At 59.0% G+C, this 12,111-nt stretch carries 13 protein-coding genes; 4 read left to right on the plus strand and 9 right to left on the minus strand.

The window, feature by feature from the left end:
- Window positions 1-7: 7 nt before the first annotated feature.
- The 3 genes from ACYZT5_RS03515 to ACYZT5_RS03525 all read left to right on the plus strand — a co-directional run bounded on the left by ACYZT5_RS03515 (window position 8) and on the right by ACYZT5_RS03525 (window position 2,744).
- Window positions 8-457, plus strand: coding sequence for an ester cyclase (locus ACYZT5_RS03515; protein ID WP_462049804.1), 450 nt, complete (start codon window positions 8-10; stop codon window positions 455-457).
- Window positions 458-482: 25 nt separating this feature from the next.
- Window positions 483-1,205: an alpha/beta fold hydrolase gene (locus tag ACYZT5_RS03520; protein ID WP_462049805.1), complete on the plus strand. Its 723-nt coding sequence runs from the start codon at window positions 483-485 to the stop codon at window positions 1,203-1,205.
- A 735-nt stretch (window positions 1,206-1,940) separates the two neighbouring features.
- Complete coding sequence (locus ACYZT5_RS03525) at window positions 1,941-2,744, plus strand: SDR family oxidoreductase (protein WP_462049806.1); 804 nt, start codon at window positions 1,941-1,943, stop codon at window positions 2,742-2,744.
- 40 nt (window positions 2,745-2,784) lie between these two features.
- Here ACYZT5_RS03525 and ACYZT5_RS03530 read toward each other — a convergent pair whose 3' ends face one another.
- The 9 genes from ACYZT5_RS03530 to ACYZT5_RS03570 form a co-directional block, all read right to left on the minus strand.
- Window positions 2,785-3,600: an SDR family NAD(P)-dependent oxidoreductase gene (locus ACYZT5_RS03530; RefSeq protein WP_462049807.1), complete on the minus strand. Its 816-nt coding sequence runs from the start codon at window positions 3,598-3,600 to the stop codon at window positions 2,785-2,787.
- A gap of 73 nt (window positions 3,601-3,673) precedes the next feature.
- Window positions 3,674-4,873: an acyl-CoA dehydrogenase family protein gene (locus ACYZT5_RS03535; RefSeq protein ID WP_462049808.1), complete on the minus strand. Its 1,200-nt coding sequence runs from the start codon at window positions 4,871-4,873 to the stop codon at window positions 3,674-3,676.
- A 260-nt stretch (window positions 4,874-5,133) separates the two neighbouring features.
- Window positions 5,134-5,874: a TetR/AcrR family transcriptional regulator gene (locus ACYZT5_RS03540; protein ID WP_462049809.1), complete on the minus strand. Its 741-nt coding sequence runs from the start codon at window positions 5,872-5,874 to the stop codon at window positions 5,134-5,136.
- A gap of 138 nt (window positions 5,875-6,012) precedes the next feature.
- A complete protein-coding gene (locus ACYZT5_RS03545) occupies window positions 6,013-6,828 on the minus strand; it encodes an SDR family NAD(P)-dependent oxidoreductase (RefSeq protein WP_462049810.1) in 816 nt (271 codons plus the stop codon).
- Window positions 6,829-6,843: 15 nt separating this feature from the next.
- A complete protein-coding gene (locus tag ACYZT5_RS03550) occupies window positions 6,844-7,656 on the minus strand; it encodes an SDR family NAD(P)-dependent oxidoreductase (RefSeq protein WP_462049811.1) in 813 nt (270 codons plus the stop codon).
- Between the two features lie 27 nt (window positions 7,657-7,683).
- Window positions 7,684-8,334, minus strand: coding sequence for an SDR family oxidoreductase (locus ACYZT5_RS03555; protein WP_462049812.1), 651 nt, complete (start codon window positions 8,332-8,334; stop codon window positions 7,684-7,686).
- Window positions 8,335-8,374: 40 nt separating this feature from the next.
- On the minus strand, window positions 8,375-9,529 hold the full coding sequence (locus ACYZT5_RS03560; protein WP_462049813.1) for an NAD(P)/FAD-dependent oxidoreductase: 1,155 nt from the start codon (window positions 9,527-9,529) through the stop codon (window positions 8,375-8,377).
- A complete protein-coding gene (locus tag ACYZT5_RS03565; protein WP_462049814.1) occupies window positions 9,526-10,077 on the minus strand; it encodes an aromatic-ring-hydroxylating dioxygenase subunit beta in 552 nt (183 codons plus the stop codon). The genes ACYZT5_RS03560 and ACYZT5_RS03565 overlap by 4 nt, the downstream gene beginning before the upstream one ends.
- A 40-nt stretch (window positions 10,078-10,117) precedes the next feature.
- Window positions 10,118-11,509 carry an aromatic ring-hydroxylating dioxygenase subunit alpha gene (locus ACYZT5_RS03570; protein WP_462049815.1) on the minus strand — a complete coding sequence of 464 codons (1,392 nt, stop codon included), beginning with the start codon at window positions 11,507-11,509 and terminating at the stop codon, window positions 10,118-10,120.
- Window positions 11,510-11,812: 303 nt separating this feature from the next.
- On the opposite strand from ACYZT5_RS03570, the gene ACYZT5_RS03575 reads away from it, so the two are divergent.
- The gene (locus ACYZT5_RS03575) at window positions 11,813-12,079 is read left to right on the plus strand and encodes a ferredoxin (protein ID WP_462049816.1); all 267 of its coding nucleotides are present in this window, start codon (window positions 11,813-11,815) and stop codon (window positions 12,077-12,079) included.
- The last annotated feature ends 32 nt before the right edge of the window (window positions 12,080-12,111 follow it).

Below are 12,111 nucleotides of genomic sequence, written 5' to 3' on the forward strand. Positions count from 1 at the left end.
AGATCCCATGAGCGAACAAGAACGTAACAAGAAGGCCTGGGTTGATTTGCAAGAGACCCTCAATAAAGGGGACTTCGAGACCATGGACAGTTTCTTTCATCCCGATTTCGAGTACGCCAACCCATCGCGCCCCGACCTGTCCGGCTATCAGGCCTGGAAGCAGTCGCCGATGGCCAACTACAGCACCTTCCCGCCGTGCCGCTATTCGGTGAAGGACATTACCGCAGAAGGCGACAAGGTCTGGGCGTACTGCCATCACTATGGCAAGCACACAGGCGGCCCCTACATGGGTATCGCGCCGTCAGGCAACGAAATCAACGTCGAGTGGTTCTCCATCGTGACCTTCAAGGAAGGCAAGATTCTGCGCATTTTCAGCATCGCTGACGTGCTTGGCATGATGATCCAGATAGGTGCCATCGACAAAGCCACCCTGCCGACCAATAACCCTAACCGCTGAAACTCAACCGTTGCGAGGTCAATCCATGTCCACCTTCGTATTGCTTCACGGCGGCGCCGCCGGCGCCTGGTTCTGGAATCCGGTACGTGACCTGTTGCGTAATCGGGGGCACGAGGTCGTCAGCATTACCTTCACTGGGTTCGCCGAACGCCGACACCTCAACACCAAGGATGTGAATCAGGACACTCACGTGGCCGACGTGGTCAACGCGTTGTTCTACGAAGACGTCAAAGATGCAGTGCTGGTCGGACACAGTTATTCCGGTTCTGTTATCCCCGGCGTACTCCAGGCTGCCCCTGACCGGATTCGCAAAGCCGTGTTCTTCGATGCATTGGTTTGTAATACCGGCGAATCGGTATCCGAAGCTATGGGCTTCATGACTCGCGAACAATGCCAGGCGATTGTATCGGCGTTGTTGCGTGGCGAGGCTTCGATCTATTCCGGTGTCGCTGAGATGCAACGCGAGATGGCCAAGGCCGAACCCTTCCTGATGTCAGCCGAGCGTCAGGCCTGGATGCTCGACCATCTTTCCGAAATGCCTACTCGCGCCAACGTAAGTCCTGTGACGGTAGGTGCCGAAACGGTGACCTTGCCGGTGGAGTACATCGCCTGCACCCATACCATCATGGTTTCCCAGCACGAAAGAGCGCGGGCCCTGGGTTGGCCGGTGCACGTCATGGAGGGCGATCACGCAGTGATGGTCGGCCAGCCAGAGGCAGCAGCTGAACTGTTGGAAAGTCTTGCCTGATTGAGCGTTTTTGGCCGGCATCTGCCGGCTTTTTTTTTGGTGCGCCAGGCATGGCGCGTTGCGCGCACGCGCAACCAGCTTTGCTGTGGTGGCCACGCTGGTGACTTGGAGGTGAAAGTCCTCTACAACACCCGGCAAGGGGAAGTGTTAGCCAGAGGCAAGGGTGTCGTGGGTGACTGCGAATCTGAAGGAAGCCCGAGGCAAAATGCTGGCCTGACGAACAGGAAGCGGATAGAGGCGGCGCAGCGGGGTAAGACGGCCCAAATCGTCAAAGCCCAATACTTGCACGGAACGCTGTGACGTAGATCCGACAGGCATAAGCAGGAAGGTCGCGCGAATTACCCTGGGAGATCTGTTTAGCCTGCCATGTGCTACCGGCGTCGCGAGATGACGGGATGGGCGACAGAAGTCAGCAGAGGCCGTAGTAGTTGCTCGAAACCGGAGTAATGAAGGGCTGAACCTGCTCTGTTAGAGCGTAAAGCAGAAACTCCGCGTAGCGGGGGGCGAGACCATCAGGAGTAAGAGTCGGAAGCTCCGAGGGCCGGTCTGGGCGCTTAGATACCGCAGGCGACACATCAACGGAACCAAGCTCGCTGGCGTTGTTTGTCAGTAGGCAGGAACCGCCGTATACGGAACCGTAAGTACGGTGGTGTGAGAGGACGGCGGGGGCAACCCCGCCTCCTACTCGATCCTGTTACACCCTCCCGAATAATTCACAACAAGACGAGGTGAACCATGGATTTGCAGATTGCTGGCAAGGTGGCTTTGGTCACCGGTGGTAGCAAGGGAATTGGTCGCAGCATCAGCCTGGAAATGGCCGACAACGGTTGCAAGGTCATCGTGGTCGCGCGCGAGCAGGCGGCGATCGATGAAACCTTGGCGCAGATTCGCGCCAAGGGCGGCACTGCCATCGGCATCAGTGCCGACCTCACGGAGTTGGAGAATTATCAGCGAGTAGTCGACCAGGCCACCGCCGCACTGGGTGCGCCGGACATTGCTGTGTTCAACCTGGTAGCACCCAAACCGGGAGGTTTCGAGGACCTGACTCAGGACGACTTCGACTACGCCTATCGCATCGTGGTTAGCTGTTTTGCAGCAATGGTGCGAGCTGTAACACCGTCCATGAAGGAAAATCGTTGGGGCCGCATCGTCACTGTGGGCTCCGGTACTGCCAAACAACCGGTACGTTCAAGCTCAGGGTTCGGTTACGTCCTGGCCAATACCCACCGTATCGCCGCAGTGGGTTTGACCAAGACCCTGGCTGCAGATCTTGGCCCCTACGGCATCACGCTGAACACCATTGCCACCGGCTCCATCGAGACCGAACAGCTCCGCCGCTGGATGCAGGTGCGTGCCGGTGAGAACAACATCAGCTACGAGCAGATGGTCGAGAAATGGTGCTACCAGCGTATTCCCATGAGCCGCCTGGGCAAGCCGGAGGACATGGCAGCGTTGTGCGCACTGCTGTGCTCCGATCGTTTGTTCACCAGCGGTGAAACCATCCTCTGTGATGGCGGCCAGGTCGAGTCGATGCTGTAAGCGTAAAAAAGCCGCCTACTGATCGTAGGCGGCTGCCTCATCAGGCGTTATGCAGCGCTGCCAGCAACTTCCTTTCTCCTTGCAAATGCGGTGCGTGGGCGAAGAAGCCACCGTCCACGGGATAGATTTGTCCGGTGATCCAGGACGAGCGTTCCGAAGCCAGGAACAACACCATTTGCGCCACATCGGCACTTTCGCCCAGGCGGCGAATCAGCTTGTTCTCGACGATCATGTCCTGGAATGGCTTAGGCAGGCCCGCGGCCAACTTTTCGGTTTGCACAAGCCCCACGGCAATGGCGTTGCAGCGAATGTTTTGCTCGCCATACTGGGTCGCAATGTAACGGGTCAGGGTCTGGATCGCCGCCTTCGAGCAGGCGTAGGCAGTCTGGTACATCTGGCCGGCAGTGGCGGTACCGGAACTGATGTTGATGATCGAGCCGCCACCGGTCTTGAGCATGGCTTGCACGGCGTGACGGCACATCAGCATGGTGCCACGGCCATTGACGGCGAATACGCTGTCCCAGACGTCCTGGGACATTGACAGCAGGTCGGTATCATCCTGAAGGCCTTGCAGGGCGGCGTTGTTGTCGAGGATGTCCAGGCGCCCGAAGGTGTCGAGAGTGTACTTGAAGAGGGTGGCGACACTTTTTTCATCCGAGATGTCGACATTGAAGCCAACAACGTTGCCCCACTCGCGGGCTTCGGAAAGCGCACTTTCCAGCGGGGTTCCGGCGTTGCCGGCCAACACCACATTGGCCCCTGCCGCGGCCAGGTGTTTGACCGTTTCCAGGCCGATGCCACGTACAGCGCCGGTGACGATGGCGGTCTTGCCTTCGAGTTCGTTCGACTTTTGCATGCTGATTCCCTTGCTCGATTATTGTTGTTGGAGATGCAGATGGGTGACTAGTCTCCCCTTTATTACACGGTATTCAGATGAAGTCCGGCGGTGCGATATTCGGTTCGATACCGAGCAGGTTCTTGCCGAAGATTTCATAACCCACGTAGGGCAGATTGGCGGTGTGCCGTGCGGCTACGTTGAAGTCTCGCCACAACCGCGACAGCTCATTGGCCTCGGCGAAGGCACCGGAGCCGGCCAGCGTCATCAGTGAGTCCACCGCTTCGGTCAGCATCTGCACGGTGAGCGAGCCTACGCCTTTGCTTTGGGCACGCTGCGCGGCGCTCAGAGGAATGCGTGTGAGACCGACTTCGTCGATCTGGCGGGTCTCATGCTCGACCAGAATGCGCGTAGCTTCGATCTTGGCTGCGGCGACACCCAGGTTGTGCTGCACCGCCGCAGAATCGCTCTGGCGGGTGTAGCTGGTGTAGACGATAGGCTTCTTGCCGGCAGCGACCGTGACCTGTTCGAGAATGCTTTGGGCAACACCTACCAGCACACCGAAAGCGGTGGCGCGCAGGAATGGCATGAACGGCCAGTAATCGCTTGGCTCACCGACATGGCGTTTGCCTTCAGGATGCTTGCCCATGCCCAGTTCGGCCACCTTGAAGAAGCGTTCGTGAGGCACGAATACATCTTTGGCCACACTGGTTTCGGAGCCTGTGCCACGCATCCCGGTCATGTACCAGGTGTCTTCGATGCTGACATCACTCATACGCAGATACGCAAAGCCCCCAGGCACCACGCTGCCGTCGCTCTTCTTGATATTGCAGCCGAACTGGCCCCACTCGGCATTTCGTGAGCCAGAGCAGTAGCCCCAGCGGCCATTGACCCGGTAGCCGCCTTCGACCTCTTCGGCGATGCCGGGTGGGCTTGCTACGCCGCAGATGGTGGGGTGATGGTCGCCTTTGCCGAACACTGCTTCCTGCAGTTCATCCGGGCCGAGGCTGGCAACCCAGGTAGTGCCATGCAGAATGGTGTAGACCCAACCCACTGCGGGGTCACCCTTGGCCAACTCCAGGCCGACCCGCGACATGGTGGTGGCAGATGTGCCAGTCCCACCCCAACGGCGTGGCGAGGCCATGGCCCAGAAGCCGGCTTCGCTCAGGACCTGGAACACTTCTTTACTGACCCGTCGCTCCTGTTCGTGGCGTGGTGCGTGCTCGCGCAACAGGCTTCGCAGTTCACGGGCGCGGGCGATCAATTCGGGCTCCGCCGCAGTGTTGTAGCTCATGGCGGGAGTCTCATTCGTCGACATTATTTTTATCCTCGGGCGCTCTTCCGGTCGGGCGGGTTCTCGAATGAACCGTTCAGTCAAATTAGCATCGAGTAAAGATAATGGTCAAGAAGTGTATAAAGTGTTCAATAAATTCGCTGGCGTGATTAAAGGACGCGCACAGCAAAGCGCCGTGCACCGCGGCAGCGTAAGTGATCAATCAGGAAATAAGGTTTGTGGGGCGCCACAAGCGGCGACCCCATTTTCTTGCGGGCGGGTTACGCTTTGCGCGTACGGGCGGCTTTTTTCTTTTCGACGGCCGCAGGCGGGGACTGGGCAATGCCGAGCATGGCGAATGCAGTTGAGGCGAGCATCTGCTTGAAATGCTCGGCAGAATCGTCTGGCGGTGGCAGCAGGAAGATTGAGACGTTGACCCGCATGAGCAAGTTGGACCAGATCAGCCGATCGATATTTTGCCCGGTCTGTTTTTTTACTTCGTCGAACATCGGTGCCAATGCCTTGCTCACCCACTCCGAGTAACGGGGTAGCATGCGACCGATAAATTCCAGGGCGAAAGAGGGTTCTACCTCGAGTATGTTATCGCCTTTGGCTTCGCGCGAATGGTCTGCCAGAAAGTTGAGCACTGCGCTCAAACGTTCAAAGGGCGCGTGCGCAGGGTCGCAGACGTCGTTAAGGCCATCCTCGAAACGTTTGCTGACCCGTTCAGCGATACCTTCGAGCACCGCTTCCTTGGTTGGGAAGTAACGGTACAGCGTGCCTCTGGCGACACCGGAAAACCGGCAGATATCACTCATGGACAAGTGCTTGAGGCCCTGGCGCGAGATGGCTTCCAGGGTGGAATCGAGAATGCGATTGACACTTTGCTCCGGCCCCGACGAACGCATGTAACGTGAGCTGCTCGATGCCGGTGCCGGCTTTTCGCTGGCGGCTGCAGGCTTGATCACAGCGGGTTTCTCTGTTGTCACCGGGGTCACGGACTTCTTGGTTTCTGAAGACATCATTTTTGTCATGATTAGGGGTCTGCTTAGAGAAGTAGGTAGCAGCCATTACAGTTGTCAAGTATATGAACAAGTTGACCATAAACTAAACAAATAGTGCAGTTTTATTGATTTTGTTATTTCAAAAAAATATGCCGTTCAACTATTGGCCGATGCCGCCAAGCGGTTGAAGTCCGCATAGCAAGGCGTGTGGCTGGAGAAACCTCCATCCACTGCCAGCGTTTGGCCGGTGATGAAGCGACTGTCGTCGCTGGCCAGGAACAGTGTGGCCTGGGCTACGTCCTGCGGTGTGCCGGCTTGTGGAGTCAAATGACTTTCGAGCAACAAATCGAGCAGTGGGCCAGGCATCGCGTCTTTCAGCGCATTGGTCATGATAACTCCGGGCGCGAGGGCATTGGCGCGAACACCCTGCTTGCCGTAGGCAGTGGCGATGTACTGGGTGGCCATCATTAGTCCCGCCTTGGAGGCGCCATAGGCCGGGCGTACCAGATCGCCAGCCAGACCGGCCGCCGAAGCGATGTTGATGATCGAGCCGCCGCCAGCGGCGATCATGTGCGGGATTGCGTGCTTGCTGGTGAGCATGGCACCGCGCAGGTTGACGGCCATGGTGCGATCCCAGACGGCGATGTCCATGTTGACGATATCGAGGTCGCGGGCCATGTGCTGTGGATCGGTGGCGGCGGCGCTGTTGACCAGAATGTCGATGTGCTTGAAGCGGGCCACGGCTGTATCAATCAGGACGCAGACGTCTTGTTCATCGGTGATGTCGGTGCGCACCGCCAGGGCGCGACCGCCGTCGACGATCACCTTCTGGGCAACCCGTTGGGCATCCTCCAGGCGATAGTCGGCGACCACCACCGTGGCGCCCGCCTGGGCCAGGGTGTGTGCGATCTGCTCGCCGATTCCGTTGCCGCCGCCGACTACCAGCGCGACTTTGTGGTTGAGCTTGTGCATTGCGTCTCTTCCTTATTATGTTGGTAGCACTTCGAATTCAGCGAGGCTCGCCGGCCGGCTCTGATAACGCGGCAGATGCTGGCCACCGTCGACTTCCAGGGTCACACCGTTGACGTAGCGCGCCAGGTCGGAGGCGAGGAATACAACAGCCGGGGCGATATCGCTTTCCGGGTCCCCGACCCGACCCAGCGGATTGCTGACCGCAGCGGCTGCGGCGAAACCGGGGTGCTCACGTTCCAGTTGTTCGAAAACGGTGCCGGCGGCGGCGGGGGCGATCAGGTTGGTGAGAATGTTGAAACGTCCCCACTCGGCGGCGGCCGAACGGCTCAGGCCCTGGATCGCCGCCTTGTTGGCGTTGTAATCGCCATGGAGCCAGGCGGCGGCATCAGCGTCGATCGAATAGAAGTTGATGATGCGGCCACCGCCGCGTGCGCGCAGGTGCGGCAGGGCGAAATGCATGAACCACCAGGTGCCCCACAGACCGGCGCCCAGGGTACGGGCGAGCATGGCATCGGTCTTGGCTTCAAGTGGCACGTTTGGTGAACCGGCGGACGCGTTGTTGACAAGGATGTCCAGCGCGCCGAAGTGCTCGACCGTGCGCGCGACCGCGCGCTGTACCTGGGCCTTGTCGGCCACGTCGGTGGCGATGAATAGAGCCTGCCCGGGATACATTTCGTTGATTTCCCCTGCGGTTCGTTCGCCATGCTCCTGGCTGATTTCGGCTATTACCATCCGTGCGCCTTCCGCGGCGAAGCGGCGGGCGATGCCACGACCTATGCCTTGGCCGGCGCCGGTGACGATCGCGATTTTGTTGTCTAGTAGTCCCATCGATGGTTCTCCTGATTAGGTCGGCGCTCAAGCCGCAACGGTGCCAAGTTGCTGCTCGGCGATCCTGGCGGCGAAGGACTGCAGAGTTCGTAAGTGCCGCCGCGCAGGCGTGGATCGTTGACTACCCGGGCAATTGCCTCGCCAAGATCGAGGGTGTCGACACATGGTGTATCTCCTGGTCGGATCCCACGGCCATTCAAAGATGCCCTGTTCGATCTTGGTCCAGATGTAGTTGAGGTTTTGCATGAACATCGCCGGCTGCAACACGCTATAGGTCAGTCCGGACGTGGCCAAAGTCTGCTCGACCAGTAATTTATTGTGGTGATGGCGCAGTTCGCGGATCAGCGAGTGATAGCAGGAGACGAATACGAAGTGCTCAAGCCTGGCTTTTTGCGCAGCGGCAATGGCGCGCAGGCCAATAAGGTGTTCGTCCTCGGCCACAGCAGGGGGAATATGCACCAGGGTGGTGGCGCCATCCATCAGGTGGTCGAGGTCAGCGTCGTTGCGAAAGTCGCCCAGCAGGGTTTCCTGCACACCACGCGCCTTGAGTTTCTCGGCCGAGGCGGGGCTGGAGGTGAGCACGCGCAAGTGTTCACCCTTGCGTAGTAGAAAGTCGATGGCCGGGATACCGACCAGGCCGGACGCGCCGGTCACGGCAACGATGGATTGGGTAGTCACTGCGGTTGCTCCTGTTGTTATTGTTGGTGGAGTGGCGACGCTAAGCGGTGAGTTGGCTGCCCACCTGACGGTCGAGATTGGCACGCTGGCTGCTTTTGGCGCCGCTCAGCACATAACCGGCGAGCATGCCTTGCACATCGCAATACAGTAGCTTGATACCGCTGTCATCGTGCTCGACTTCCAGCCATTGGCCGGCCAGACCCTCAGGTGGGCGCAGCAGGGCCAGAGGGTAGGCGCTGGTCTTGACGATCACCGATAGCGGCGGGAAACGGATCGGCGTCGGCTGATCGAGCAGCGAGGCGGCAATGGCGCGGGCGGTGGCCATGATCGGGGTTATATAAAGGCAGACACCGACCGGGTATTCGGCACAGTCACCGATCGCATGGATGTGCGGATCGGAGGTCTGACCGTGAGCATCGACGCGGATGCCCCGGCTCACCGCGAGGCCGGCTTGATCCGCCAGTTCGGTGCGTGGGCGCAAGCCGACAGCGCTGATCACCATGTCGACGTGCAGGCGCTGGCCATTGCCCAGATGCAATTCGTAGCCGGCGTCGCAGTGCCAGACAGCCTCGACCGCCGTGCCCAGGTGCCATTCGACACCTTGGCCGGACAGCGCTGCCTGCAGCGGTTCCCCGACCTGCGCCGGGATCAGACTGGCCAGTGGTGTGTCCAGCGGATCGACCACGCTGACCTGATAGCCGCTGGCGCAAAGGTCATTGGCGAATTCGCAGCCGATCAGGCCGGCGCCGATGACGCCGACGTGCCGCTTGCCGTTCAGGCACTCGCGGAACCGCGTGTAGTCATGCAGGTCGTTGATCGAAAGTACCTCGTGCGCCGCATCGCCGCCGAGCGGCAAGCGGATCGGTTGACCTCCGAGGGCCAGCACCAGTTTGGAGTAATGCAACTCGCCGCTGCTGGTATGTAGCGTGCGTGTCTGCGCATCGATGCGCTCGACACGGGTGTTGGCGTGCAGGGTGCTGCGCTGTTGCTCGGCCATGTTCGCCGCAGGCGTGCCGATCAGTTGGGCAGCGCTCTTGCCTTTGGCCAGAGCGGTGGACAGCATCGGCTTGGAATAGAAGTCGGCGGTGTCGGCGGCGACCAGAGCCAGCGACGCCTTTGGGTCGAGTTTGCGCAACTCGCGCAGTACGCCGTAGCCGGCCAGTCCGGCGCCGACGACGATGATCGGCTCGGTCATAGGAACACCGCCAGGTTGGACATTCCCAGTACCGATTGGTCGAGGATGATTTCGCGACGTGCCAGCCTGAATTCGCCATCGGTCCAACGCAGCAGGTCGTGGCGCTCACCGGTGAGCACTTCATAGTGGGCGTCTTCGTAACGGCTGCGGGCCAGATAGATGTAGCTGACGATCGCGTATTCATTGGCATTGGCAGTACGTTCGGCGCGCAGGTTGGTGATAAAGCGCCGGGTACGCGAGATCGGGTTTTCCGCCCAGGCGCTCTTGCTGTTGACCAGGCGCAATATGCGAGCGCTCATCGAGCCATGGGTTTCTGCGAAATGCTGGGAGCTACGGTCGATGGTCGACACTTTGTCGGTAAACATTCGCGTGGTGCGGATTGGCGCGGTGTAGCGTATGTCCTCTGTCAGGCAGGCGAGCCACTCCATCAACCGGAAGTTGTCGAGCAGGGTGGCTTCATCGATCAGAAATTCAAGAATGCTGTTGTACAGTTCGCAGCCGGTAGCGATCCGCAGGCTTTTATCTGCGGTAAGCGTTACTTCATTCATGCAGTGAGTCTCCTGGCATGGGGCAATCGCGTGCCGTGTATCAGTCCTGTTTGGTCATCAATTGGTGCCAGTATTTCCACCAGTTCCACTGGGTGTCGTCCTTGGTGAAGCCTGGATAGACATAGGCACCGCCGGGCCAGTCGGCAGGTTTTTCCTGATGGCAAATCGCCTGGTACTTCAGCGTGCCCTGGCGAGCGATCGCGCCGCGTGCGGATTTGGTCTGCAATGGCCACATCTCCGCATCGTCCTGTTCGATGGTGCCGGAGGTGCCAAGCAGAAAGACTGCATTGGCCAGCATCAACTGCTTCTGTTCTTCAGGCGTGTCTTTCTCGGCGAACATCCAGTTGATGAACTCGAAATGATCCGGGCCGCGCGGCACATAGGCATGTAGTGACAGCGCCGAGCTCATGGTGCCGTCGGGCTGGGGTGCATAAATGAAACCGATAAGAATATTCGGGAACAGTCCGCCGACCTGGGCTGGCGACTCGGCCATCAGGTTCAGTTGTTCGGGGCTCATGTTGCGCTTCACCTGCGGCAATAACGTCGCATCGATCCCCGGCGGTGGCAGGATGTCCAGCCGCTCCTCAATTGGAATTCCGGTTATGTCCATGCCCATGGCCAGACTGAAGGTCTGTTCGGCAGACAAACAACGCAAGGCATGGCCATGGGGCGAGCCAATGTCGAAGCCGTACATGGCTGGCGCTTTGTCGTAAATCGAGTCTCCGTCGCCACCGAGCACGCCCATTTCCAGAAGCGAGCGGTGTGCAGTCAGGGTGTGAAAGCCGTCAGCAGCAGCCTGTTCGCTAGCAGTCTTCCAATTCGCGGGGATCACATAACGCTGTGGCGGGCCAAGCACTTCCAGGCCCTTGTCGGTGCGACAGAACAGAGTATCGAGGTACCACTTCATGTCGCCAAGGAACTCATCGAAGCTTGGGCCTTCGATGTTCCAAGTGGCGAAGATCAGCCCCCCATACACCGCCACTCGCGCCTGGCGCAGGCCCAGTTCGGCCTTGGCGCATATCTCGCCGTGCATCTGCTCGCGCTCGACTGGCGAGCCAATGAAGTCACCGTTGGGGCGGAAGGCCCAGCCGTGATAGATGCAGCGGTGTGCCATGGCATTGCCGCATTCGCCGAGTGCCACGCGCATGCCGCGATGCGGGCAGACGTTGAGCGATACGTGGATTTCGCCGTTGCGGTCGCGGGCAACGATTACACCGTCTTCGCCCATGTGCCGCACCACGTAATCACCGGGGTTGACGATCTCCGTGTCGTGGCCCAACAGCAACCAGGTCTTGGCAAAGATATTTTGCAGTTCGAGTTCGTAGATTTCGCGGTCATGCAAGGTGCGCATGGAGACTTCGCGCCGTTGCAGGTCGACCAGCGTATCGATGGGAGTGCCGTCGGTCAGCACGCGCCGAGTGGGAATCAGCATGGTATCTCCTCTTGTTTTTGTTGTATTTCAGCTTCGGGAGAAGGTCGTGATGATTAAGCATATTATTCAAAATATGTTCAAGCTGTATTTTGTCAGGTGAGGCTGCATTTGCCGTCCGATGGATTGGAGAGGGGGAGGGGCATGTCACCGACCAAAGGGGGTATTGAACTGATTGACAAAATATGTTCAATGCGAACACATTATGCTCGCCTGGCAGAAACATACCGGACAGAGCGCATCGTTGAGATTTTCTAGTCGCAGAAGTCAAGTTTTCGCCTTTATAAAAATAAGAGGAAGACGGCATTGAACACTCCCCTGCAACCTGCGGTGGATACCGCAGCGCCCCGACTTAAGCTCGTGGTTGATCGCAGCGCCTGCTGTGCCTACGGCTTGTGTGCCGAGATTTGTCCCGAGCTCTACCAGCTCGATGAGAACGGCATCGTCGTACTGCAACAAGAAATCGTCCCTCCTGGTCTGGAAGCGCGTGCCCGCGAAGGTGCCGAGTCTTGCCCGCAGGGAGCTATCGAGGTGTTTGAACTGGATGTGAATGCGCCAACCGATGGGAGCTAAAAAAAATCTGTGATTGTTTTTTCAATCTACTA

The organism is Pseudomonas sp. LB3P14, assembly GCF_054898045.1.